General features: G+C 43.1%; 25 protein-coding genes and 1 rRNA gene. 5 read left to right on the top strand and 21 right to left on the bottom strand.

The annotated features are described in order from the left end of the window. Nucleotides 1-17: 17 nt before the first annotated feature. From gltX to A7K50_RS05530, 3 genes are all read right to left on the bottom strand, one after another. Nucleotides 18-1,475, bottom strand: coding sequence for a glutamate--tRNA ligase (gltX, locus tag A7K50_RS05540; RefSeq protein WP_119774965.1), 1,458 nt, complete (start codon nucleotides 1,473-1,475; stop codon nucleotides 18-20). A 114-nt stretch (nucleotides 1,476-1,589) separates the two neighbouring features. Further along, complete coding sequence (ispD, locus tag A7K50_RS14470) at nucleotides 1,590-2,777, bottom strand: 2-C-methyl-D-erythritol 4-phosphate cytidylyltransferase (RefSeq protein ID WP_119774964.1); 1,188 nt, start codon at nucleotides 2,775-2,777, stop codon at nucleotides 1,590-1,592. Then, entirely contained in the window at nucleotides 2,755-3,918 is a 1,164-nt protein-coding gene (locus tag A7K50_RS05530; protein WP_119774963.1) for a PIN/TRAM domain-containing protein, read from the bottom strand. The genes ispD and A7K50_RS05530 overlap by 23 nt, the downstream gene beginning before the upstream one ends. A 270-nt stretch (nucleotides 3,919-4,188) precedes the next feature. Between A7K50_RS05530 and A7K50_RS05525 the strand changes: the two genes are divergently transcribed. After that, entirely contained in the window at nucleotides 4,189-4,581 is a 393-nt protein-coding gene (locus tag A7K50_RS05525; protein WP_083916720.1) for a DUF1573 domain-containing protein, read from the top strand. 151 nt (nucleotides 4,582-4,732) lie between these two features. Here the strand turns inward: A7K50_RS05525 and radA are convergent, their stop codons facing one another. The 6 genes from radA to A7K50_RS05495 all read right to left on the bottom strand — a co-directional run bounded on the left by radA (nucleotide 4,733) and on the right by A7K50_RS05495 (nucleotide 11,607). Further along, the gene (gene radA, locus A7K50_RS05520; protein ID WP_119774962.1) at nucleotides 4,733-6,073 is read right to left on the bottom strand and encodes a DNA repair protein RadA; all 1,341 of its coding nucleotides are present in this window, start codon (nucleotides 6,071-6,073) and stop codon (nucleotides 4,733-4,735) included. Nucleotides 6,074-6,085: 12 nt separating this feature from the next. Further along, nucleotides 6,086-8,557, bottom strand: a complete 2,472-nt coding sequence (locus tag A7K50_RS05515) for an ATP-dependent Clp protease ATP-binding subunit (RefSeq protein ID WP_119774961.1) — start codon at nucleotides 8,555-8,557, stop codon at nucleotides 6,086-6,088. A 26-nt stretch (nucleotides 8,558-8,583) separates the two neighbouring features. Continuing rightward, nucleotides 8,584-9,651 (bottom strand): protein arginine kinase, encoded by a 1,068-nt coding sequence (locus tag A7K50_RS05510; RefSeq protein WP_119774960.1) that lies wholly within the window; start codon nucleotides 9,649-9,651, stop codon nucleotides 8,584-8,586. Further along, complete coding sequence (locus A7K50_RS05505; RefSeq protein ID WP_119774959.1) at nucleotides 9,648-10,172, bottom strand: UvrB/UvrC motif-containing protein; 525 nt, start codon at nucleotides 10,170-10,172, stop codon at nucleotides 9,648-9,650. The genes A7K50_RS05510 and A7K50_RS05505 overlap by 4 nt, the downstream gene beginning before the upstream one ends. A 14-nt stretch (nucleotides 10,173-10,186) precedes the next feature. Next, nucleotides 10,187-10,660, bottom strand: a complete 474-nt coding sequence (locus A7K50_RS05500) for a CtsR family transcriptional regulator (RefSeq protein ID WP_119774958.1) — start codon at nucleotides 10,658-10,660, stop codon at nucleotides 10,187-10,189. Between the two features lie 176 nt (nucleotides 10,661-10,836). After that, nucleotides 10,837-11,607: a hypothetical protein gene (locus A7K50_RS05495; RefSeq protein WP_119774957.1), complete on the bottom strand. Its 771-nt coding sequence runs from the start codon at nucleotides 11,605-11,607 to the stop codon at nucleotides 10,837-10,839. Nucleotides 11,608-11,795: 188 nt separating this feature from the next. On the opposite strand from A7K50_RS05495, the gene A7K50_RS05490 reads away from it, so the two are divergent. Both A7K50_RS05490 and A7K50_RS05485 read left to right on the top strand, forming a co-directional pair. Then, on the top strand, nucleotides 11,796-12,398 hold the full coding sequence (locus tag A7K50_RS05490; protein ID WP_119774956.1) for an NUDIX hydrolase: 603 nt from the start codon (nucleotides 11,796-11,798) through the stop codon (nucleotides 12,396-12,398). Between the two features lie 91 nt (nucleotides 12,399-12,489). After that, nucleotides 12,490-12,912, top strand: coding sequence for a hypothetical protein (locus A7K50_RS05485; protein ID WP_119774955.1), 423 nt, complete (start codon nucleotides 12,490-12,492; stop codon nucleotides 12,910-12,912). Between the two features lie 42 nt (nucleotides 12,913-12,954). Here A7K50_RS05485 and A7K50_RS05480 read toward each other — a convergent pair whose 3' ends face one another. The 3 genes from A7K50_RS05480 to A7K50_RS05470 all read right to left on the bottom strand — a co-directional run bounded on the left by A7K50_RS05480 (nucleotide 12,955) and on the right by A7K50_RS05470 (nucleotide 16,552). After that, entirely contained in the window at nucleotides 12,955-14,994 is a 2,040-nt protein-coding gene (locus A7K50_RS05480; RefSeq protein ID WP_119774954.1) for a thioredoxin domain-containing protein, read from the bottom strand. Between the two features lie 38 nt (nucleotides 14,995-15,032). Continuing rightward, complete coding sequence (locus tag A7K50_RS14465) at nucleotides 15,033-15,197, bottom strand: DUF255 domain-containing protein (RefSeq protein ID WP_083916721.1); 165 nt, start codon at nucleotides 15,195-15,197, stop codon at nucleotides 15,033-15,035. A 380-nt stretch (nucleotides 15,198-15,577) separates the two neighbouring features. Next, the gene (locus A7K50_RS05470) at nucleotides 15,578-16,552 is read right to left on the bottom strand and encodes a D-alanyl-D-alanine carboxypeptidase (RefSeq protein WP_119774953.1); all 975 of its coding nucleotides are present in this window, start codon (nucleotides 16,550-16,552) and stop codon (nucleotides 15,578-15,580) included. Nucleotides 16,553-16,708: 156 nt separating this feature from the next. Here A7K50_RS05470 and A7K50_RS05465 point away from each other — a divergent pair, with 156 nt between their 5' ends. Beyond that, nucleotides 16,709-17,437 carry a VanZ family protein gene (locus tag A7K50_RS05465; protein WP_243103657.1) on the top strand — a complete coding sequence of 243 codons (729 nt, stop codon included), beginning with the start codon at nucleotides 16,709-16,711 and terminating at the stop codon, nucleotides 17,435-17,437. A 43-nt stretch (nucleotides 17,438-17,480) separates the two neighbouring features. Here the strand turns inward: A7K50_RS05465 and vanS are convergent, their stop codons facing one another. The 5 genes from vanS to A7K50_RS05440 form a co-directional block, all read right to left on the bottom strand. Then, nucleotides 17,481-18,635: a vancomycin resistance histidine kinase VanS gene (gene vanS / locus A7K50_RS05460; RefSeq protein WP_165904938.1), complete on the bottom strand. Its 1,155-nt coding sequence runs from the start codon at nucleotides 18,633-18,635 to the stop codon at nucleotides 17,481-17,483. Continuing rightward, nucleotides 18,625-19,323: a VanR-ABDEGLN family response regulator transcription factor gene (gene vanR / locus A7K50_RS05455; protein WP_020491349.1), complete on the bottom strand. Its 699-nt coding sequence runs from the start codon at nucleotides 19,321-19,323 to the stop codon at nucleotides 18,625-18,627. Before vanR ends, vanS begins: the two co-directional genes overlap by 11 nt. Before the next feature lie 511 nt (nucleotides 19,324-19,834). Further along, complete coding sequence (locus A7K50_RS05450) at nucleotides 19,835-20,482, bottom strand: NAD(P)H-dependent oxidoreductase (RefSeq protein ID WP_119774952.1); 648 nt, start codon at nucleotides 20,480-20,482, stop codon at nucleotides 19,835-19,837. 192 nt (nucleotides 20,483-20,674) lie between these two features. Further along, entirely contained in the window at nucleotides 20,675-21,136 is a 462-nt protein-coding gene (locus A7K50_RS05445) for a spore coat protein (RefSeq protein WP_119774951.1), read from the bottom strand. An 86-nt stretch (nucleotides 21,137-21,222) separates the two neighbouring features. Next, a complete protein-coding gene (locus A7K50_RS05440; protein WP_020491350.1) occupies nucleotides 21,223-21,639 on the bottom strand; it encodes a spore coat protein in 417 nt (138 codons plus the stop codon). Nucleotides 21,640-21,801: 162 nt separating this feature from the next. Between A7K50_RS05440 and A7K50_RS05435 the strand changes: the two genes are divergently transcribed. After that, entirely contained in the window at nucleotides 21,802-22,482 is a 681-nt protein-coding gene (locus A7K50_RS05435; RefSeq protein ID WP_026156250.1) for a manganese catalase family protein, read from the top strand. A gap of 86 nt (nucleotides 22,483-22,568) precedes the next feature. Here the strand turns inward: A7K50_RS05435 and A7K50_RS05430 are convergent, their stop codons facing one another. From A7K50_RS05430 to rrf, 4 genes are all read right to left on the bottom strand, one after another. Then, nucleotides 22,569-23,015: a YkvA family protein gene (locus tag A7K50_RS05430; protein WP_119774950.1), complete on the bottom strand. Its 447-nt coding sequence runs from the start codon at nucleotides 23,013-23,015 to the stop codon at nucleotides 22,569-22,571. A 23-nt stretch (nucleotides 23,016-23,038) separates the two neighbouring features. Further along, complete coding sequence (locus tag A7K50_RS05425) at nucleotides 23,039-23,674, bottom strand: DedA family protein (protein ID WP_119774949.1); 636 nt, start codon at nucleotides 23,672-23,674, stop codon at nucleotides 23,039-23,041. A gap of 208 nt (nucleotides 23,675-23,882) precedes the next feature. Continuing rightward, entirely contained in the window at nucleotides 23,883-24,584 is a 702-nt protein-coding gene (locus A7K50_RS05420; RefSeq protein ID WP_119774948.1) for a Rid family hydrolase, read from the bottom strand. A 138-nt stretch (nucleotides 24,585-24,722) separates the two neighbouring features. Continuing rightward, a 5S ribosomal RNA gene (rrf, locus tag A7K50_RS05415) occupies nucleotides 24,723-24,827 on the bottom strand. Nucleotides 24,828-24,895: the final 68 nt, after the last annotated feature.

Here is a 24,895-nt window from a genome sequence, read left to right as displayed (position 1 = left end):
CGATTTCCTCCTTGTACTTACTTCGGATAAACAGACGTCTTCTCCAATCTCCCGTAAATGTTTTCTTTGCCTAGAAGCTCCATGATCCGGTCGAGATCAGGGCCATGCATCTGCCCCGTAAGTGCAATCCTGACTGGCATAAACACGTCCTTGCCTTTCAGGTTAAGTTCTTTGGTAATCTCTTTTAAAATGTTCTTGGCTGCTGGCGCGTCGAGCAAGGCGGTTTCCCGGACCTTAGCTGCAAAAAGCTGCAATACTGCCGGTACGGTATCCGCCTTCATAATCGCTTCAGCTTCCTCCGGCAGCACATCAATTTCTGTTCCAATAAAATAATGAATATAGGACTTAACCTCACTTAAGCAGTTGATTTTTTCCTTGACGGCATCAATAAAGCCGGTCACCCACTGCTGTTCGGCCGAAGAAAGTTCATTCGGAAAAAGTCCTTTTTCTCTCAAAAACGGCAGCACCAGCCGAACAAGGTCTGCCGAAGCAGTCTGTTTCAGGTAATGCGCATTAATATAGTTCAGCTTATTCAAATCAAAAACTGCCGGGCTCTTTGATACTTTCTCCAATGAAAATTCTTTCTTGAGTTCTTCGATCGTAAAGAACTCCTGCTCACCGGAGGGCGACCAGCCTAAAAGCGCAATAAAGTTCACGACGGCCTCCGGCAGATACCCTTTATGGAAATAATCCATGACAGCAGTATCCCCGTCCCGTTTGCTCATCTTCCGCCCTTCCGTATTCAAAATCAAGGAGATATGGGCAAAATCGGGCGCTTTCATTCCAAGAGCCTCATAAATTAGGACCTGACGCGGCGTATTCGATAGATGTTCTTCGCCTCTGACAACATGCGTAATGCCCATCAGGACATCGTCGATGACCACGGCATAGTTGTAGGTTGGGATTCCATCTGATTTGACAATGATATAATCCCCGATTCCATCACTTTCGAAAACGACTTTTCCTCTGACCGAGTCATTGATCACAATATCCTGACCTTCCGGCACTCGGAAGCGGACAACGGGCTTCCGTCCTTCCATTTCATAAGCCTGGCGTTGTTCTGTGGTCAGCGTCCGGCATTTTCCGAGATAGCGCGGGGTCTCCCCACGGGAACTCAGCTCCTGACGTTCCTGCTCCAGTTCTTCTTCCGAACAGTAGCACAGGTAAGCATGTCCGCTTTGAAGAAGCTTATCCGTGTATTCACGGTATGTACCGAGCCTTTCCGTCTGCCTGTAAGGGCCGGAATCTCCGCCGGCGTCTATCCCCTCATCCCAGGTGATCCCCAGCCAGTGTAGCGCTTTCATGATATCCTGCTCTGATTCGCGGCTCGACCGTTCCAGGTCGGTATCCTCTATCCTAAAGACAAAGGTCCCACCTTTGCCTGCTGCAAACAAATAATTAAAAAGAGCTGACCTTGCTCCTCCGATATGCAGGGGCCCGGTCGGGCTTGGAGCAAACCTTACTTTCACCGTCATAATCGACATAACCTCATTTCTACTTCGTACTGCTTGTCTTCAGCAGGTATTAAAGCTATTAAAGATCCTATTAAAGATCCTATTAGGAATAATTGCGTTTAATATTATATCAGGTCATACGGGTAAAAGACAAACAATTGCCTGCGAACTGATTCCTTCTTCTCTGCCCTCGAAGCCCAGGCATTCCGTTGTCGTTGCCTTGATCGATATACAGTCCGGACTTGCGTTCAGAATCTCTGCCAGATTCTTTCTCATCTGCGCGATATAAGGCAGCACTTTCGGTTTCTGAGCGACAATAATACTATCCAGATTCCCAAGCCTATAGCCTTCGCCTTGCGCAAGCTTTACAACTTCAGCCAGCAGTGCCAGACTGGAAATGCCTTTGTACCGGGCATCGCTGTCGGGAAAATGTTTACCAATATCACCAAGCGCACAAGCCCCGAGAATCGCATCCATTACAGCATGCGTCAGGACATCTGCATCAGAATGCCCCAAAAGTCCTTTCTCATGAGGAATTTCTACTCCGCCCAGAATTAACGTCCGTCCCTCAATCAGTGCATGGACATCGTAGCCCAGTCCTATCTTCATTGGAGGCACCTCTCTTCTTCTGCACAGGATGGACTCGGCCCAAAGTATATCTTCAGGCGTGGTCACTTTGATATTCTCGTAATTGCCTTTAACAACCCTGACCGGTAAACCCTGCCACTCAAACAGAGAAGCATCGTCCGTGGCCAGGTACTGCTGTTCAAAGGCAAGTTTGTGTACTTTTTCTAAAAGGTTCCGGTTAAAAATCTGCGGTGTCTGAATCCCCCGGAGCTGTTCCCGTGGGGGTGTTTCCATAACTCGGCCCTGAGCATCCACCTTTTTTACAGTATCTTTCAAAGGTACAGCCATGACAGCCGCTTCAAGGTCTGCCGTTTCTTCAAGAAAACGGTTCAGATCATCCAGTGTTAATAAGGGTCTGGCACCGTCATGGACGATCACGCTGTCCACCTCAGGACTTAAGGACTGAAGCGCCCGGTAAACGGAGTCCTGCCTTTCGGCACCTCCCTCAACCACTGCTGTCACCTTTTTTAGGCTGTATTTTTCCACCAACTTTTTAATTGCCAAAATATCTATCCCTGCCGCAGGAATAATGATCTCTTTAATCAGCGGACAAAATTCCAGTGTTTTAAGAGTAAAAACAAGGATAGGGGTCCCGGCAAGTTCAAGCAGAAGCTTGTTGCCTTGACCCCCCATCCTTTTTCCCCGCCCGGCGGCAGGTACGATAGCAGCGATATTAGCCGAACGCATTAAACTCATGGGAAAACTCCTCAGATGATTTTTCCTGCATCCCTTTGGGTTTAGCAAAGATCATCCTACCTGCAGCCGTTTGCAGAACAGTCGTAACCAGTACGGTGGTCTGTTGCCCAATGTACCTGCGTCCTCCGTCAACGACAACCATCGTTCCATCGTCTAGATAAGCTACACCCTGTCCAGCCTCTTTTCCTTCCTTCATAATCTGAATATACATCTCTTCGCCCGGAAGGACGACTGGTTTTACAGCATTGGCCAATTCATTGATATTTAAGACTTTTATCCCCTGAAGCTCGGCCACTTTGTTCAGGTTATAATCATTGGTCAATATCGGCGCGTCTAGAATATTCGCCAGTTTGACAAGCTTACTATCCACTTCAGCGATGTCTTCAAAATCACCTTCGTAGATCTCAACCTTGATGACCGATTCCTTAGAAATCTGGTTCAAGATATCAAGCCCTCTCCGACCCCGGTTTCTTTTGAGGGCGTCTGAAGAATCGGCAATATGTCTGAGCTCTTCCAGAACAAAACCAGGAATGAGAAGAACCCCATCTAAAAAACTCGTTTTAACAATATCCGCTATTCTGCCGTCAATAATCACACTGGTATCAAGCACTTTATAGCCTGCAGCAGGCTGCTTCCCGTGCCCTTTATCCTTATTCTTTTCTTTTTCAGCACGTTCCCCTTTCAGCTTGGGTAAAAAGTTGAAAAATCCAAGAATATCATCCTTGCGATTGATCCCAATAATCAGGCCGACGTAGCCAAGTAACAAGCTGACAATGACCGACAGAATCGGACCGAGAAACGGAATATCCACAAAAGTAATGCAAATCAGACGGGCAATCAGCAAACCGACAATACCCCCAAGTGAACCTCCGACTAGATCGTGAATCGGCATGCGGGTAAGTTTGCTTTCCAGCCATTTGACAAGGCCAATAAAGACTTTCATACATACAGGGGCGAGAAAGAAACCAAAAGCAGATAACACAGTAAAAATAATAATATAAGTCCAGTATAAGTGAATCTCAAAACCTAATGTCTGGCTAAGCTGACGAATATCGACAACCTTTAATATCAAGTAATCTACGTAAATTCCTGCTGCTCCAAACAGCAGCGTAATGATGCCGCGAACAATTTTGCTAAGCATCAAATTCACCTCCCTTTTTCTATATTTTGGCTAAAAACAATTCTGTTTATACCAGGAGCCTGAAATTTTCCTGATCTGTCCCCTATGAAATTGTTTAGCGGTATTTTCCCCTGTATCTCATCATTATATCAGGTTGTATTTCTCTTTCAAAGCAAACGACAAATTATTTCAATATATCTTAATTCAAGAAATATTTCCCGATTTGATGAAATTGACAACAGCTTCAGATGCTGTCTATAATGAAACTGGCAGAAAGGAAGTGTATGTTCTATGAGTCCAATCAATAATGATTTTCAAGAAACGGTTGATGCTATGCTCATTCGGCACCAAAGCATCTTGGATATTTTATCAAAAGGACAAGAGGCTTCTTCCCGGGTAAACAGGGCTATAACGAAGGCTGTGACTTCTTGCGGCTGTGTCTCAGTGGATGCCCACAAGAGCCCAATTCCAGAAAATGCTACCCTATCAGATCTTAAATTTCTCCTGAACAGTCATCTGGAAGGAGACCTTTGTTCCAACTGCCGTGAAGTTGTCGAAATCGAACTGGGAAATCAGCTTTTTTACATCTCAGCTCTTGCCAATATTCTGGGCTTGTCCGTGAACGAAATCTTGGAAAAAGAAGAACGCAGACTTAAAACACTTACTGTTTTTAATTTTAGATAGCTGAGCTTAAAAGAAGATTAAAGGATGCAGAGATATTTTTATCATTTCGTATATTTGTTATCAGTTACCAAATGAGTTTACATATCAGTGATGCCTTGGAATGACTGCCGAGGATGTCTTTTGACATCCTTTTTTATTTTGGTATCATCATCTAAAAAAGAAAATCCAGTGCTTCCTCAATGTTCTTAACCGGAATGATCCGGCAATCGGTCTTCTCTATACTGCTTGCATTGACTTCTGGTACCAGGCAATTTCGAAAACCAAATTTCTCCGCTTCTCTGATCCGCTGCTCGATATGAGAAACTCCTCTAATTTCTCCGGTCAGGCCAAGTTCCCCGATTAACGCGATATTTCCAAGCGGCTGATCTTTAATTCCCGACATCACAGCGGCGATGACAGCAAGATCTGCTGCCGGCTCATCCACATCGAGACCCCCGGCAATATTGACAAAAACATCCCGGGCGCCAAAAGCGTATCCGGCCCGTTTGTCCAGAACTGCCAGAAGCATCAGCAGGCGGTGGTAATCCATCCCGTTTACGGTTCTTCTCGGCGGCGTAAAGATGGACGATGTTACTAAAGCCTGGATCTCCACTAAGAGCGGCCTTGTTCCTTCCATCACGACAGCCACCCCGGAACCAGCGGATACCTGTGTATGATCACCCATAAAAAACATGGAGGGATTTGTCACATCAGCTAGACCGCAGCCCCTCATCTCAAATACCCCAATTTCGTTGGCCGGACCAAAACGGTTTTTGACCGCCCGCAGCAGACGGAAGATATGGTGCTGATCTCCTTCAAAATACAGGACTGTATCAACCATGTGCTCCAGAACCCTGGGCCCGGCAATCGCACCCTCTTTTGTAATATGGCCAGCCAGGAGAACCGTAATCTCATTTTCTTTGGCCAGTTTCAGCAAGAAAGAAGCCCCTTCCCTGACCTGGCTGACGCTTCCGGGTGCAGACTGGACGTCTTCGAGCAGCATCGTCTGAATTGAATCAATAAAAACGACTTTATAACCTTTATCCAGTACCTCCGAACGTACTGCTTCCAAAGAATTATCGGCAAGTATATGTACCCGGGAAGAAGAAAGTCCCATTCTGTCAGCCCTGAGTTTGATTTGCCGGGCAGATTCCTCTCCCGACACATAAAGCACATTTTCCTTCCGGGAAAGATATTCTGCCATTTGCAGAAACAGCGTGGATTTGCCGATTCCGGGCTCTCCGCTTAAAAGAACAAAGGATCCTTCGACAACCCCTCCCCCAAAAACCCGGTTAAGTTCTGGACTTCCGGTATCAAGTCTGTGTCCTTCCACCGTTTGGATTTCAGTCAGAGGGATCGCCTGAACGATCCCTCTGCTTTCTGTAGGTTTGGATTTTTCTACGCGTTCCTCAATCAGCGTATTCCATTCACCGCATCCGGGACACCTTCCGAGCCATCTCGCGCTTTCCTGCCCGCATTCCCGGCAATAGAACTTTGTCTTCGGACCTGCCAAGAATCCTTCCCCCTATCTCTTTTTGCCTGTTTTCTTTGCGGCTGCTGGTTTCACAAAAACCACTTCTTTGTCGGAAAGTTCGACCTTGATCGTATCGCCTGCTTTATAAGTTCCTTCGAGGATCTTTTCTGAGAGGGGATCCTCAATCAGTTTTTGAATGGCCCTTCTTAGAGGACGCGCACCATAGGTCGGATCTTTACCCTCCTCTGCCAGATGCTCCAGAACTTCATCATCCAGAACCAACTCGAGATCCTGTTCTTTCAGACGTTTGCTGACGTCCTTAACCAGGATTCTTGTAATCTTCACAAGATCGGCTTGCTGAAGTTGATGGAATACCACCATTTCATCCACTCTGTTCAGAAATTCCGGACGGAAGGTTTTCTTCAGTTCCTCCATGACCCGCGAACTCATGGACTTGTATTCACTTTCTTCGTTTCTTCCAGAGACAAAACCCAGAGATTCTTTTTTGAGGAAAGAGGCCCCAACGTTAGACGTCATGATTAGTACACAATTGCGAAAATCTACAAGCCTTCCTTTGGAGTCAGTGAGCCTGCCGTCTTCCAATACCTGAAGCAGAATATTAAATACTTCAGGGTGGGCCTTCTCTATCTCGTCAAATAAAATGACACTGTACGGTTTCCTGCGTACTGCCTCAGTCAGCTGTCCCCCTTCATCATGTCCGACATATCCCGGAGGAGAACCTACCATCCTGGATACGGCATGCTTTTCCATATATTCGGACATATCAATTCTGATCAGTGAACTTTCATCCCCGAACAAAGATTCAGCCAAGGACCGCGCCAGCTGGGTTTTCCCGACTCCTGTGGGTCCGAGAAAAATAAAGGAACCAATGGGCCGCTTTGGGTCTTTAAGTCCTGCCCTAGCCCGTCTGATCGAACGGGCAACAGCCGTGACTGCCTCATCCTGTCCGATCACGCTCTCATGTAGAAGGGATTCCAGCTTCAAAAGTCTGGAGCTTTCTCCCTCTTCCAGTTTATTCACCGGAATCCCCGTCCAGCTCGATACGATTCTGGAGATATCCTCCGGCCCCACGCCAATTAGCTCTTTTTCTCTATTTTCTTCCCAGTTCTTACGGATCTCGCTGAGCTTTTCGCGTTTCTTTTGCTCCTCGTCTCTGATTTCAGCGGCCTTTTCAAATTCCTGTCTTTTTACGGCTGCTTCTTTTTCTTTCTTGAGATTTTCGATTTTTTCCTCCAGATCTTTCAAATCCGGCGGTGCTGTAAAACTGTGGATACGGACCCTGGATGCAGCCTCATCAATTAAATCAATGGCTTTATCGGGTAAAAATCTGTCGGAGATATACCTGTCAGACAAGCGTGCTGCCGCATCAATTGCCTCGTCGGATATCTTCACCCTATGATGCGCTTCATACCTGTCCCTTAAACCCTTTAGAATAGCCACCGTTTCCTCAACCGTAGGCTCTCCTACCTTAATTGGTTGAAAACGCCTTTCCAAGGCCGGATCACGTTCAATATGCTTACGGTATTCATCGAGTGTCGTTGCTCCGATACACTGCATTTCTCCTCTAGCTAGGGCGGGTTTCAGAATATTGGCTGCGTCAATAGCTCCTTCGGCAGCCCCCGCTCCGATCAGCGTATGGAGTTCGTCGATGAAGACAATCACGTTGCCCGCCAGCCGGATTTCTTCCATGACTTTTTTCATTCTCTCTTCAAATTCACCGCGATATTTTGTCCCCGCGACCATCGAAGAAAGATCAAGTGTCACAACCCGTTTATCGACAAGGATCTCCGGTACTTGGTTGTTGACAATTCTTTGGGCTAGACCCTCAGCAATAGCCGTTTTTCCAACCCCGGGTTCTCCAATCAATACAGGGTTGTTCTTCGTCCGGCGGCTCAGCACCTGAATGACTCTTTCGATTTCATTTCCCCGGCCAACGACAGGGTCAAGCTTCCCTTCAGCAGCCATGACCGTCAAGTCCCGTCCGAACTCGTTTAAAGTCGGCGTTCCGCCTGTCTGTCCGGGTTTGCCGTTATTCGCGGCACCACTTCCAGGCATTGATGTACCTTCGGTTTCCCCTCCCAGGAGCTCTACAACCTGTTCCCATATTTTTTCCGGACTGATCTTAAGATCCGCCAGGACTCTCGCAGCAATTCCTTCTCCCTCAATGATCAGGCCAAGCAGAATATGTTCGGTTCCAATATAATTGACCCCCTGGCGTTGAGCCTCTTCGGTGGCAAGCTGAATCACGCGCTTCACTCGCGGCGACAATCCGACCTCTCCGCTAATAGGGGTTCCTAAGCCAATGATCTGGGTAATCTTTGCGCTTACCTTGTCCGGGTCCAATCCGACCCCGGTTAGCGCCTTCGCAGCGACTCCTTCTCCTTCTTCAATCAAAGCCAGAAGAATATGCTCCGTCCCTATAACCTTATGGCCCATACGTTTGGCAATCGCCTCAGCAAGCATAAATACTTTTTCTGCCTTTTGCGTAAATTTTCTTGACATTTTGATCCTTCCTTTCCTATTGTCGTTTAATTTACATTCTCACTCATTTTTTGATGGTAGATTCCACGCACAAAATGAGCTCTTTCTGCGTTAATATCATAAGCATCCAGCTGCTTATTGCGATTATATTGCAGACATCCCTGCATCGAGTTGATCAAGACAGACACGAAACCTGCAGAGACTCTAGGCAGAATGCCCATATCAATGCCCAGCCGGTCCTCCGATAGAAGAGAATAGATCTCTTCCGTTTCAAGGATTCTGGCATTTTCCAAAGTCCCCCGGGCCCTCCAGACTTTATCTTCGACGATAAGCGGAGATTCTTTGCGAATAACTTCCCGCATCTGGACTTCCCGTTCCATCAGCTGCCGCGTGACCGCATCAAGATGTGCCAAGGTGTCTTCTTCGCTCTTACCTAACGTAACCTGGTTGGATATCTGAAAGATATTTCCGAATGACCTGGAGCCTTCACCGTATACACCGCGTACTGCCAACCCAAGCGACGTCAGGGCACCCAGAACCTGCTGAACCTGATTGGTCAGCACCAGGGCCGGCAAGTGAACCATCACGGATACTCTCAGGCCCGTTCCAACATTGGTGGGACAAGTCGTCAGGTAACCAAACTTTTCTTTATAAGCAATATCCAAATGTGCTTCCAGATGATCATCGACCAATCCTGCAAGATGCCAAGCTTCCCTGAGGCTATTCCCCGGCATCAGCACCTGAATTCTCAGATGGTCTTCTTCATTGACCATGACTGCAATTTTATGGCTTTCGGACAAGGCCAGACCGCGTGCATATTCAGTCTCCTTAAAACCTGGGCTGACCAGATGCTTTTCAATCAGCACCTTTTTCTCCACTGGAATAAGCATTTTCAACGGAATATAAACAAGCTTTTCTTTTTCAGCAATAAAACCGTCTAAGACACCGGAAATCTGCGCTTCAATTTTTTCGGCATCATCATAGGACATGACGTGAGGGAAAGGATTGTCAGCGATATTTCTGGCCAATCTGATTCTGGAACTCAGTACAATCGGAATGTCCGGCGTATCCTTCATCCAGAAGCTGTCTTTGGCAAGCAGTTCCCGATAAGTCATTTGCTTTCACCTCCGACAGTATTCTCCATTTCTTTAATCCGGTCTCTTAATATGGCTGCCTCTTCGAACTTTTCCGCTTGGACAAGTTCCAACAGTTGTTGTTTTAATTTGGCTATTTCCTGTTTGTTTCGGAACGATGCTCCTCCTCTTACCGGCACTTTCCCGACATGCATCCCTCTTCCATGGATCCGTCGCAGGAGCATCTCCATTTGGGGCTCAAATTCATCGTAACATTTGCTGCAGCCCATTTTCCCGGCTTGCTGTATCTGGGAAAAAGTTCTTCCGCATCCGGGACATTTTCCGGTCTGGCTGTCTACGATCGTCTGATCATACTGCCCTGCCGGATTTACCCCAAATAATGCCTGTAAAAAATCCGATACCATTCCAGGGTAGAGATTGAAGCCGGTGCCAGGCGTTTTTTGCGCACACTCCTGGCAAAGATGAAGCTGAGCCGCCTGACCATTAATGATTTTGGTCAGATGAACCACAGCCTCCCGTTGTTGACAATTCTGACAAAGCATTGCTATCCCCCCGATCAATCATTGATATCGTCCCGGCACATATTCGCCAGTATTTCTTTCATCATTCGGGCCCTAAGCGTAGAAGGGAAATTCGTCACCCCAACCAAAAGCCGGTCGGAAAAAATCGTTTTTACCAGGATTGCTTCTCTTTTGGTGAACAGATCTTCTTCTCTGAGTCTGTCCACAAGATTATTGGCCCGATCCTGGGAAAGGTCATCCCCAATGAGTTCCGACATGAGTCTCTGGAATTTACCCTCAGGATCAAGTCCCAGCCTAACAATCCTTAAATAACCGCCGCCGCCTCTTCTGCTTTCAACAAGATAACCGCGTTCTGCGGTAAACCTCGTTGTAAGGACATAGTTAATCTGGGAAGGGGCACATGAAAAGAAATCAGCAAGATAACCTCTTTGCAGGACGATGTACCCATCTTCAGCCTGCTCTATAATCTTTTTAAGGTACTCCTCGATTCTGTTCGCCAAATTACTCATCGTCATCCATCCTCATTTTAATGTTGACCTTTATTGACTTTATGACCTTTTTTGACCTTTGTAACTATTTTACCCCTTTTTGATTGTTTTGAAAACTATTTTATTAAAAAAACCTATCCGAAGATAGGTTTTTTACTCGCATGACTACAAAACATGAACGTGCTTAGGAAGGGTCCTCACTTACTGATAAAGAAATACCACAAACCAAAAGTGACCGCTGCGACAATTACAACCAGAATGACAAGTTTCAGCCCGCCGAAGGAGCTTTTCTGTTCGAACCCAAAATCCAGGTCATCATCATCGTCCGGACTCGGGTCATTTTTACTGTTCATGATATAACTATTCAAATCAGAAAAGCGGCTTCTTTCTTCCGCCCCTACTTCTGTTTCCTCCAGCATACCCAGATCTGTCGGCCTTTTCAGTGTCATAGTGGCATCTTCCGCGTTATAGGCTTCATCCGCTTTATTTAAAACATCCGCTGCCTCAATATCAGTAAGTGGGCTAAAGCTGTCCGGGCTTGTTTTTACCGGATCATTGATTTCACTTATACTCTCTATTTCATTGAAATCATCTTCCAGGGAAGCCGCTTGGGAGATAAACAGTCTTTGCAGTTCATCCTGCCCCAAATTTTGATCACCGAGCAGAATCGTTCTAATCTCCTCATTGTCTTCATCCAAATCTCCGGTAAAAACCGGCCCTGCTTCCGCTTGATCCTCTTCCGGAAACTTCCCGGCCGTTCGGTTATGCTCTCCATCGTCCTGGTCATGCTCGTTAATGGTACTGTCATTAATATCAGCATCATCTTCAGGACTAAACTGCCTTCTGATGCTTTCCGCATTTTCCTCGGACAGTTTAGGCTCTATATCTTTCCAATACAAGCCTCCCTCCAACAACTGCCGGAGTTCTTCAGGATTAAGCCAAATCTCTTTTTTCTTATCATTTTTCATTCTAATGTTTCCCCCACAGGTTGAAAATTCAGTCGAGTAAAGTATTATAAAGTATTATTTAGTAGTTCTACAAAGAAATTATTTATCCTTCGTGCCGTATTTCTCAATTCAGATAAAATTTGCATCTTATCTTTTTCAGGATAAAATAGTATTAATGACTTTGACCTATTATAGAAAGAAGGAACAATATGCCGTCTCTTTATCCGGAATTTAAGTTTTGTCCCGTGTGTTCTGCCACGCTAGAGTATAAACTAATTGAAGACAAAAAAAGGCAAAGCTGCCCGGCCTGTGACTATATCAACTGGGGGGAATACTCCCTGGGCGTAGGCGGTGTTTTGCTGCAAGACGACAAAGTACTCCTCGTCCAAAGAGCGCATAACCCCGGTAAAGGAAGATGGACTATTCCCGGCGGCTATGTAGAACAGAATGAAAAAATTGCCCAGGCAGTTGTCCGAGAAGTCCGGGAGGAAACTGGCATCCTGTCGAAGCCTGTAAGCATTCTGGCAGTCCGCGATTACCCTGAAGATGTCCCTAACATGAAACACAATATTTATATTGTCTTCTTTCTTCATGGTCTGGGCGGTCAATTAAAACATGATCCGGTCGAGGTGATCCAGGCTGGTTTCTACTCGCTTGAAGATTGCCGTAATTTGCCTATCGCCCCGATGAGTCTTGAAGTGATCACAAAAGCAATCGAACACACCCGGAAAAAAAATCCTTCCCCAGGGCTGATTCACAATGAAGGAGTCCCCGTGTTCGGTGCACTTTCCGAATTATTTACTTTAATCTAAGAATAATTAGGTTTTAGGGATAACACAGTACTGATTATTAAGGGATATTTTACTATAAGTAAAACATCCCTCCCTGTCACAAACTATAATCATGCTAAAACGATATTTATTTTACGGGCTAATGGGCTGGAGCCTCGAAATTATTTGGACGGGACTTAATTCTCTTATCCACGGGGATTTTCGGCTGATGGGCTTTACCAACCTTTGGATGTTCTTCATATATGGTTCCGCTGTTATTCTTGAACCTTTGCACGATTTGATTTCAGAGTGGAGGTGGCCGCTGAGAGGACTCGTTTGGCTCACAGCAATCTGGGGGATAGAATATTTAAGCGGACTGTTTTTACTTAAAATTCTGGGTGTTTATCCCTGGCACTATACAGACCGGCTGGCGATAAACGGACTGATTACGCTGCTCTATGCGCCGGTGTGGTTTGCCGGCGGTCTTCTCTTCGAGCGAGTCCATCGGAAACTTGATGCTTTTGTCGTACTCACAAGCAGATATACGGAGAGGTGACAGCATAGGACACAGAAAGCACGACGATGCCTCAAATCAGAGCTATTCCGTAAGAATTTTTGCTAATTCTTCTGGGGTATTTACAGGCTCCCTGCAGGCATAATCCCTACAAACATAAGCAGTCAGAGTCCCACTAACGGGGTAATCTTGCATTCTCGGGATCACCTCCACTAACGATCCGTCATTATAGGCTACCACAGCATACGGATGGAAATCCTTAAAAATCACGGCCTGCATTTTTTCTAAGTCTTCATGACCGGCCGGTCCAGACAATACCAGCTCCTCTCCCTGACTCAGACAGTATTGGATCGCCTGAAGAAAAGCAGTGTATCCCGTAGGATAATCCTCTACCGTACTCTGAAATGAATTAATTTGTTTTTCAGCCCGCTCTCGCCATTTGGATAAGCCGGTAAGTCTCCACAGCCTGACAAGATTGCAGGCACTCATCGAGTTCCCAGAAGGCATCGCACCGTCATAGATCTCCTTGGGCCTGAGCGGCAGTTCCTCCGCATCTCGTCCGGTAAAATAATATCCGCCGTTCGTTTCATCCCAGAACAATTTTTCCTGTTCTTCCTGCAGGTGTATGGCCTGCTCAAGATATACTGTTTTTCCGCATGCGATATAGAGTTCCAGCAGCCCGTAAATTAAAAAAGCATAGTCATCAAGGAAACCCGGGATACCTGCCTCACCATCCCTGTAGCGGGCGAGCAGTCGGCCGCGGGGATCAAACATCTTGGCCATGATAAAGCCTGCGGCATTTTCTGCCGTCAGGAGAAGACTCTCTCTGTCGTTTTTCCAGGAGAGATCGCCTGCGAGCACTTGCACTCCTTTGGCTAAAGCCCCAATCATCAAACCATTCCAGGAAACTAAGATCTTATCATCTTTAGCCGGACGGACTCTTTTTTCTCTCGCCTTAAACAGAATAGGATTACAGAGGTTCAACAATTCGTCGAGTTCGCCTCCGGTCAGACTGCAGCGAAAAGCGAGATCGTCTCTGACACTAAAGATTCGTGAAGGAATGTTTTTTCCTTCATAATTGCCTTTATCCGTAATTCCATAAGCATCACAGTAGATATCTACAATTTCTTCCGGTTGATTCAGAAAACGTTCAAACTTGTTTTTTACGTCTTTTACTTGTTGTAGACGTTTAATCCCTTCCTGCAGCGTCTTTCTGATTTGATCTTTGGACCACAGATAGTATTTGCCCTCTTCACCCTCGGAGTCCGCATCTTCTGCACAATAAAAGCCTCCTTCCGAAGAAGTCATATCGCGCAGAACATACCCGAATATATTTTGCGCAACCCGGCGGTATTTTTCCTTTTTGGTTCTCTGATAAGCTTCTAAATAGACAAGGGCCAGACCGGCGTTGTCATAAAGCATTTTTTCAAAATGAGGAACCAGCCAGTAACGGTCCGTGCTATAGCGTGCAAAGCCAAACCCGATATGATCGAAGATCCCTCCGTCAGCCATACTGTCCAATGTTTTTTCAACCATCGCCAGCGCTTTGCTCTGCGGCTCTCCCAGTGAATACCGCAGTAAAAACCCCAGGTTATGGGGAGCCGGGAATTTCGGAGCACTGCCGAATCCCCCGTATTTTGAATCAAACTTGTTTTCCAGCAGTTCATATCCTTTGCCCAGTAGGGTTTTACCCCAGACAGCTATATCACCGCTGTCTTTTTCTTTCTCTGTAAGCGGCAGGGTCTGCTTGTTCCTTGGCACGGCAGACGTGGCGTTTTTATCCCCGCGATAATGCCTGGTGACTGTTTCGTAAAGTTCCGCTGCCGTTTGGATGACTTTATCTTTCTCCGTCTGCCACAGCTCAGCTGCCTGACTCAAAATATCCATGAGGCCAGGACGTCCGTAATGGCTGTGTTTCGGAAAATACGTTCCGGCAAAGAAAGGTTGTTTATCCGGCGTCATCAGCACCGTCAGCGGCCAGCCCCCTGCTCCGGTCAAGACCTGGCAATAGGTCATGTACAGCTGGTCAATATCCGGTCTTTCTTCCCGGTCCACTTTAACCGGAATATACCCGCGATTAAGAATTTCGGCTACTTCTTCATCCTCAAAGGATTCCCGTTCCATAACATGACACCAATGACATGTACGTAAAATCATGTTAGTCAGCTATACCCAATAGAAAGGAAAATCGGCTTATCTTCAGCTCTTGCTTTTGCAAAGGCTTTATCACTCCAGGGGTACCAATCCACCGGATTATACGCGTGCTGGAGCAGGTAAGGCGACTTTTCGTTTACCAATCTATTGGGTATTTTTTTCTCTGACAACATAGGGCATCACCTCCCTTATTTGAAATGATTTTTATCTGAATAGTATTTCTCTCTCTTAAATAAATAATACTATTAATGATGGTTCTATACGGGTGGTTTCGCGCTCATAGGCGTCGTTAACAAGCTCTAAAGCCCTTTTATTCTTTTGCAGCGTGGTTTCCTTTTCCAAAATTGATGCTTGCATATTCTCAGCCTTTCCGGCATCTTCTGAATCAAATGATGCTATCTTTATCTTTCATTACTAATACCTCACTTTAAAAGCCATACAATTTTTGATAATATTCGTCTAATCCGTGCCATGGATGGCACTCTACGTGCCTTGAGGATAAGGCCTATGGATACAGCAGTGTAAAACTTAATACATCCTTATGAAGAACTTATTATTTTCTTATACTGTTGTATACAGCTAATGCATCGGTAATATTATACTGTTCCGAATGGTGATCTCCTTTTGCACCAGTTGAAATCAGAACGTATTCTTGTTTACCCACTTTGGCGAGACTCGCGAGACATAGACCGGCCTCATCGGTATATCCAGTTTTCCCTCCTAAAATTTCTCCACCGATAATGCTTTGATTGTTGAAGTCCTCAAACATGGTACTGTAAAAGGTTATACCGCCAGGGTGCTTATTCGTAGGTTGTGTGGAATGACGGGATGAAGTAAAAATCTCCCGGAAAGTATCATTTTGCAAAGCATAGCTTAGAAGAATAGCCAGATCTTTGACTGTTGTGTAGTGGTTTTCATTGTGAAGTCCGATCGCATTTTCAAAATGGGTATTGTCCATACCAAGACCTGCCGCCTTTTGATTCATTATTTTTACAAAATTCTGCTCTGATCCCGCAACCTGATGAGCAAGTCCAATACAACACTCCGCGCCGCTCGGTAGCATTACGCCGTATAACAGATCGATTACCCTGACCTGCTCACCCGGTTGGAAACCTGCTATTGATGCATCTGCTTCGTACAGCCCCTGAAACGTAGAATTGGTAAGTTTGATTTCTTCCTGCAGATCAGGTAAATTTTCTATCGCAACAATGGCTGTCATCATTTTAGTCAAAGAAGCAGGATAGATTTTTTCTTCGCTGTTTTTTTGCATCATGATGGTATGATCTTTTAACCGGATCAAAATCGCATTAGGACTGTTCAGCTTGTCGAGAGATATAGAAACAGAGGGATCAGGGGTTATCTTTAAAGAAGAATATGACAAGGTTCTATCGTCATATTCTTTCTCAAATATTTGGTGGTTTCCTGAAATAATGATGGATTTGTAAACAAAAGCGGCAATGACAATTATTAACGGAAATGTTACAAATAAGCGTATTCCTGACTTTTTCTTTTTTACTTTTCGTGCCATACTCTAAACCAGCTCCTTATTCTGTATTGATTTATTCAATCATAGAACAAGGAGCTATGTTGGAATTCCAACTTATGAATTTCTTAAGGTTTTATTAAGACATTTCTTTTTTAAATATCCTAGAATAAACAAGTAATTATAACGGAGGTAAATTTAGTGATCATTACGATTTTAATGTTTATTATAGTGTCGATTACATGGTTTATTAGTACTTTGCCATTCTTGATTCCATACCATATTCTACTGACCTCTCAAAGTAAAAAGATTGGCTATAAGCCGTCAACTGAACATATTGTAAGCGTATATATCTTTGTATACTATCTTACCGGGGTGCTAAGTTTTACTCAAATTCCTTCCATTAGTGATATTGTTCATAACAGCTTTGGAATAATAACCCCAAAGGGGTTGAATTTTCCATCGGAGGAGGTTAATCTGATTCCATTTCTTTGGATCACAGAGGGTGTACGCACATACATAGAAAATATATTACTTTTTTTACCTCTTGGATTTATGCTTCCATTTATTTGGAAAAAGCATGAAGTGTTATGGAAAACAGCATTATCCGGTTTTACATTCTCGCTTATTATCGAATTGAGTCAATTGTTCAATGGAAGAATAACGGATATTGATGATTTACTGATGAATACTCTCGGAGCGTTAATCGGATGGGTAATTTTCAGGCTACTAAAAAAACATTTAGCAAAATTACAGGTCAAAGTTTCTGTCCGAAGTACCCATATCAAAAAAATTCCCTTACTCCTTCGTGAAGAGGCCTGCTTTTATATGGCCGGCGCATTCGCCGGTATGTTCTTTGTGTTTTACCCATTTTTAAGATCTTTATTAATCCCATTTTTAAGATCTTTGTTTGGATTTGTTTTGATTTAATAAGTGCAGGCGAATCAGTTTACAAAAGGACAAGCTATCTAACTTAAGCAGATAACTTGTCCTTTTCTTGCTTTTGTGGAAGCACGACAGTAAAGACTGTCTTTTCTGTATTACTTTGCACAAAAATATTGCCTCCATGCGTATTTGCAATTTCTTTGGCAATAGCCAGTCCAAGCCCGGCACCGCCTGTATTGGCAGAACGGGATGTATCCAGCCGGAAAAATTTCTCAAATATCGTTTCCAGCTTTTCTTGTGGGATAGGATTACCTTGATTCGTAAAAGTTATCATAATATTTTTGTCCTGCTGGTCAGCGGAAATGTCAATGACGCTGTTTTCATAGCTATAGGTTAGCGCATTTTTCAGAATGTTATTAAACACACGGGCCAGTTTGTCTGCATCTCCCCACAGAGTTAGGCCGTCGGGCACATTGACAGTCACCTGCTTTCCTTGTGGAGCCAGTATTGGATAGAATTCATCCGCAATCTGCTCGAGCATGAACAGTAAATTGATTTTTTCTTTATTCAAAACAATCGTTTGAAGATTAAATCTTGTGATCTCAAAAAACTCATTGATAAGCTGTTCTAAGCGATAAGCTTTTTCCAAGGTAATACCAACATATTTTGCCTTTTGTTCAGGAGGCATATCAGGAGCTTCATCCAGAAGACTTAAGTATCCTATAACGGAGGTCAGGGGTGTCTTTATATCATGAGCCAAGTAAACTACCAAATCATTTTTGCGCTGCTCGGCATCAAGCGCGGCTTTCTTTTGTTTTTCCAAGTTGTTTTTCATCTGATTAAGCTTATTTTCCATAAAATCCAATTCCGGTGTTAAAATAATTTCAGCATTAGATTCCTCAGCAAGTTTATCCATTCCGGCACTGATTTCATCAAAATATTTTGTGAACCATGAAACAAAAAATCGAAAAAGAATAACTAAAAAAATTAGACTTACAACAAAAAGAATCATATCCATATTGTTGCGAATCACCAGCTGATAGATTGTTAGTGCATCCGAATTATTAAAATGAAAAGCTTTGACTAAAAATTGAACGATACGATCTCCGAACTGTCCACGCAGGATATCGCGTAATAGATAAACAGTCGCAGCGGCGGCAATTGTGATCAGAATCATTTGCAAAAATACTTTTCTTTTTAATTTTGTATAATCATTCTTTCTTATATCTCTCTTACTCTTCAATTTTATAGCCAACCCCCCATACCGTTCTGATATATTTAGGATGCTCCGCGCTTTCTTGCATTTTTTCCCTTAAATGCCTGATATGAACCATTACCGTATTATTGCTGTTGGTGAAATACTTGTCTCCCCATACTTCATGGAACAATTCTTCTGAACTGACCACCCGTCCGCGCTTGGAACAAAGGACCCAAAGAATGGAAAATTCCGTAGGGGTAAGCGATAGCTTTTTTTCATTCAAGGTACATTCATGAGTATCCATGTCCAATAACAAGCCGGAAAAGGCAATTAAGTGTCCTTCCTGTTTTGGCTCTGAAGAATTATATTTGATAAATCTCCGGAGCTGCGCCTTAACACGGGCAATAAGCTCCAAAGGGCGGAAAGGTTTAGTGATATAGTCGTCCGCACCTAATGTCAGCCCCGTAATCTTATCGATTTCTTCTTCTTTGGCTGTCAGCATGATAACCGGAAATTTATGCTTTTCCCGGATTTGCTGACAGATTGAAAAACCATCTACATCGGGAAGCATGACATCCAATATTGCTAAATCTATATTTTGGTTTTCAACACACTGTAAAGCATCCTGCCCATTATAGAACTTGAATACATCATAATTTTCGTTTTTCAAATATACTTCAATCAAGTCCGCAATAGACTGTTCATCATCTACCACTAAAATATTTACTGTCATAGTCTGCTCAACTCCTTCTTTCACAAAAACCCATAATATCATATCAAGGAATCGAAAACAATTTTGTGGTTTAATCTTATCAAATCCTTAAGATTATCTTAAGGCAATATGCTGTTTTCCTGTCTTCTTTCAGCCTGCCATCGGCAGCCCCATTTGATTGCCGTATCTCGAACAGAAAGATAGTCCAACATTTTGCCAACCTCCATGACCGGTTAGCTTTAGTTATATACGCATATCCGTATAATATCAAGAAAAAGCATGAAATAATTAGATATAAAAAACTACATAGTGATTATCGTAATCGTTTAGTATTTACTTCAAACCCGTATCGTTCAGGTATTCCCGAATAGTATTTTGAAAAGGATTTTATCCTGTTTTCACATGGAATTAAAAAAGACCCCCCATTGATTTGATCATGCGGGAGCCGATGACATAAAGCAGGCTGGAAAACGTGACAGCCACAACGTATGGCAGAACACCGTCAATGGTGAACACTGCTTATTTGCAGTGCTTATAGACTTATTTTTTCAACTAATCCATTTATTTTTGCTTTTGCTATCTCAATGGCTTGTTGTGTTTGCGCGTCATTAGAACCAGTACCATCTACCAAAAGCTCTTCAAAATTACTGATTCCAATATACTTTATCATATCATGTACGTAATTTAATCCTTTATTAAGAGCAGGTCTGATTATCCAAGGAATATTTGCTCCGGATGATTGTACGTATATAAATGTTCTAGGTTTGTCATCTAATATGCCATACGGTTTTTCATTATCAAACCTAATTGTCCAATTTGCTTGTATAATACAATCCAGATACTCTTTTACAGGAGCCGGAAATGATAAGCTCCACATCGGAGCCGCTAAGATATATATATCCGCACTTCTAAACTGATCACAAAGAGCTATGATACGTTGTACTTCTTTTTTATCCTCTGGTTTTAATTTTTCTATTTTATCTTGGCTAATAAGCGTACTCCGGCTTTCGTAATAAATATGCTTCAACTGCGGGATATGATCCGCATATAAATCTACTTCTTCAAGCATATAATCTGTACTTTGCTTTAATAATTTATTTACTAATTGTCTTCCTACTGTTTTACAGGCCGATAGGTTTTCTGGTTTAGGATTTGCGGTTATATAGAGCAATTTTTTCACAATTATACCTCTTATAGTTTTTTGTTAGTATGCACAAAAACAAATTTTAAATGCCACATCTTCCTTAGCCTTCTTGCGGTAAACGGATTGTTGTCGTAATTTGTAGCAAGTAATCACAACTGAAAATCAGACCCCAGAACGAGCTTTGGGGTCTAGAAATTTCAAAAAACTGATTGGGTATATTTACGCATCCTAATGTACTTGATACATCCCTTTTGTTTGCATATAGTTAAAAAGAGATTCACCATGCTGCTGCTCTTCTGTCTGGATATGATTTAATACTTTACGGATATTTGTATCTCTGAATTCAAAAATGGCAGTGTTATACGTTGAAGCAATATGTTTTTCCGTAGAAAGCATATCCTGGCAAAGATCTGCATCCTGCTGGTTGACCATTCCGGCCTGTCCCATACCGGATGTCATAAATTGCGGCGGTTGCTGTTGGCCCTGCTGGATGTTGGGTATCCCGCCGCTTAAAATCTGATTAAGGCTTGTTAGATGCTCCTGCTCTTTTTGCGCCAGGCTCTGAAACAATTGTTGAAGCTGCGGATCCTGGGCCTGACTGGCATAGTTATTGTACTTCTTAATACACAGCTCTTCATGGCTCTTAGAATCTTCCAGTAAAGATCTTTCTTTACTTGTAAGCTGCATCATGTAACCCCCCCAAAATATTTTTTGATAAGGACAGAGGATACCGCAAAACTACTACTTTGTAGTCGTTGGCGGTACCCTCTATTTTTTTAGTGGACTGTATACATCCCTTTACTCTGCATATACCTGAAGATTTCTTCCCCCTGCCTTTGCTTTTCACTCTGTATACTATTCAGATCCTGACGGAGGGAGGTATCCTGGATTTCAAAAATTACCGTATTATAGGCTCCAGAGAGATATTTTTCTGTTGAGAGCATATCATGGCAAAGCATCGAATCTTTTTGACCCGTCATGCCTTGAGACTGGCCTGATGTTCCGGAAGTTTGGCTCAAACTTTGATCGATTTTTCGGACATGCTGCTGTTCATGCTGCGCCATGTTCTGAAAAATTTGTTTGAGTTGCGGATCTTGAGCTTGATTGGCAAATTCACTGCATTTTTGAGCAAACATTTGCTCGTGGCTTTTCAAGTCTTCCAAAAGCATTTTTTCTTTCTGGCTTAATTGCATTTTAGTTCCTCCTATTATCAATATTATTATATTTTGTTAAAAATCTATGATTATTATGCAAAAGTTAAAATTGAACTGTTCTTCTTTGTATAATCTATAAGGATATTGCAAAACTATAGAAGGTAACGAACGATTAAAATCTAAATGAAGGAGGCAATACATTTGTTCAAACATGATAAGCAGCTATTGAAAGATGTACGCGTCGACGGTCCTAATCCAAACTATGCATCTTTAATGTTAGACCAATTAGGCGGACCGCATGGTGAACTCAAAGCAGCTTTACAGTATCTGTCTCAAAGTTACCGCATTAAAGATGAGAAGATTAAGGATCTTTTCATGGATATTGCTTCAGAAGAATTGAGTCATATGGAAATGGTCGCCCAGACAGTCAACCTATTAAATGGTCACACGCTTGAGGCCATGAATACTTCTGTTGGTACCGTGGAATCACATGTTATCGGCGGACTTGCCCCCATGTTAACCAATGCTTCCGGTTATCCATGGACCGGAGCATATATCGAATGTACCGGCGATCTCGCTGCAGATTTGCTGTCAGATATATCGGCTGAAACAAGGGCAAAAGTAGTCTATGAATATCTCTACCGGCAGATTAACGATAAAGGGGTAAGAGAAACGATTGACTTCCTTTTAAATAGGGAAGAAGCACATAATACGCTTTTCCGGGAAGCATTCAATATGCTCCAGAATACAGGCTCACTTCAGGACTGGGGAGTTACCCAGGATTCCAAGGTATACTTTGATCTCTCAACACCTGGAAAGTACTTCAATGAACTTAAAGACCCCCAAGCTCCAAGATTCAATACGCCTGATCAACGCCACTAAAATGAGCAGAATGCTGCTGCTAAGCCTGTAGCAGACTTTCACACCAAGTTATCCATTCCAGGCGGACTATAAAAAACAACCCAGGATCAAATCCTTGGGTTGTTTGCGTTTTTCCATTTTTTATACCTGGTTAATTCCTTATCTAACTGGTTAAAAATTAATCCTAAAACAGCAACATCATCCACCAGCCCAAGCGAGACAATCCAATCAGGAACAAAATCAACGGGGGATACAAAATAAATTAACCCGGCAATTACAGAAATTATGGCAGTCTTAGAGATCGTTCGGTAATCACCGTTTAACCAGTCTTTTAATAGAGAAAAAAGCAACTGGATTTTATCCCAGATATTCTGAATCACATCGCGGTTTTTATTGTTATTCGCTTTTTCCAGGGCTTCGGAAAGCAAATCTTTTGTCTTCTTAGGGTTGTCCACATAGTGCTCAGCCTTATTCTGCCAGCGCACCATCTCCTGCGGTTCAATAATGATCTCTGCATCTTCATATTGTTCAATTTCCTTCATATGATCAGCCATTTTTCAATCCCCCTAGTGCAGCTTTACGAAAACTTTTGGCGAAGAGCAAAAATGACACTTGGTAAAACAGTGATAAAAATAATCGCAAAAATGATTAACGAAAAATTCTGCTCGACTGTCGGAATATTCCCGAAAAAATATCCGCCCATCATAAAAAGCGTGATCCAAGCTAAGGCCCCACATATATTGTAGAACATAAACTTCCATAGCCCCATGCTGCTGATCCCGCCAACAAAGGGTGCAAATGTTCGAATGATTGGCAAAAACCGCGAAAGAAAAATCGTTTTCCCCCCATGTTTCTCATAAAAACCATGGGTTTGTATAAGATATTTTTTCTTAAAGAATCTGCTGTCTCTCCAATTGAAGGCTTTCTGTCCAAAATATCTTCCAATAAAATAGTTCTGCGTATTTCCTGCGATAGCAGCAATTAGCAGTAAGATTAAAGCAAATTTAATATCCATTGCCCCTGTCGCTGCCAAAGCACCGACGACAAACAGCATAGAATCCCCGGGCAGAAAAGGTGTCACGACAAGGCCGGTTTCACAAAAAATGATCAAAAAAATAATCAGATACGCCCAGGCACCATACGTCTGGACCAACATACCTAGGTATTTGTCAATATGTAAGACAACATCAATCAAACTCGTAATAAATTCCATCAAATTCTCCTTCATTCAGACATGGATTTAAACAAACATTTAAACAAACACACCTATTTTAATCATTTCCTTGCCTTAATATAGTAATATAAACATAATAAAAGAACAAGGAACAGCCAAATAATACGTCCTGATTGTAATATTAGCTGCGTGCTCTTAAAATTGTCTTAGAATTCAATGAAAATTTAGCAAGAAAATATCAAAAGTCTCAACACAGATATGCTGAACAAGCAATTTCAATCGCATGATTTCCCTTAAACTGCTCAATTTGTATTACTTCTCGCAATATTTCATTCTGACTGGAGACATACTCCTCAAATATCTCTTCAACCTCGGAAAGCGTATCCAGGTCTTTTAAATAAACGATAAAAGAGTAAGCTTGATCTAAACTACTTCCTGTCAACTCTAGCGTATTCCGCAAGTTATCTAAGCACTGCCTGACGGCCGGCTTGATGTTGCCATCAATTAGCTCTTGAGTAACTGGGGAAAAGGGCTGTACGCTGGAGCAGTGAATATAATTGTCTATGATAACGCCTTGCGAGAAAGGCCCTTCAGATAGATAAATCTTCCCGTTATTGATATATTTTTTCTGTCCCCGATAGGCTGAAAATTCTATCTCGACATCGGCTGTGCTTTCTAAATCAGCAATTTGTATAAAAACCCGGATAGGGTAATTCCCCTCTTTGAAATATAGAGAAAAGACTTCATCAATCTGGGAACCCAGTCCAATGTTTCTAACCATGATGAGTACTGAATAAATGTCTTCCAGCTTAAAATCTTTTTTGCCCATAAAGACCCTGGCCATTTCAAATATTCTTTTCGTTTGGGTCCTGATGTCTTTTTCTGCCAAGTTATTAACAAAGTAGTCAATCAGCTCAAGGCTTGAAAAAAACAAATAGTTATCCATCATTTACTCTCCATTTACTCTCCATTTACTGCTTTTTCTCAATCAATTTACCCTATAGTATACTGAATTATTCATGGAAAGCAAAGGGGTGCAAGTTCAAATGTAAAGAGACTACATCATTTGATGTAGTCTCTTTACATTACCTGGCAACGTCTTATCTTCCCTTGCAGTATTTTCAGCCCAGGAGGTCTTAACTTCCGTGTTCGGGATGGGAACGGGTGGTACCCCTCCGGTATAGTCACCAGATCTTTTCGAGGTTCGAAGTTCGAAGTCCGAGGTTCGATCTTGTTGGAATCGGCTTACCGATTCCTTCT

Origin of the sequence: Dehalobacter sp. MCB1, assembly GCF_003590275.1 — a bacterium.
Taxonomy (GTDB): domain Bacteria; phylum Bacillota; class Desulfitobacteriia; order Desulfitobacteriales; family Syntrophobotulaceae; genus Dehalobacter.
The sequence above is the reverse complement of the archived record's forward strand: the minus strand, read 5'-3'. Positions and strand labels throughout refer to the sequence as shown.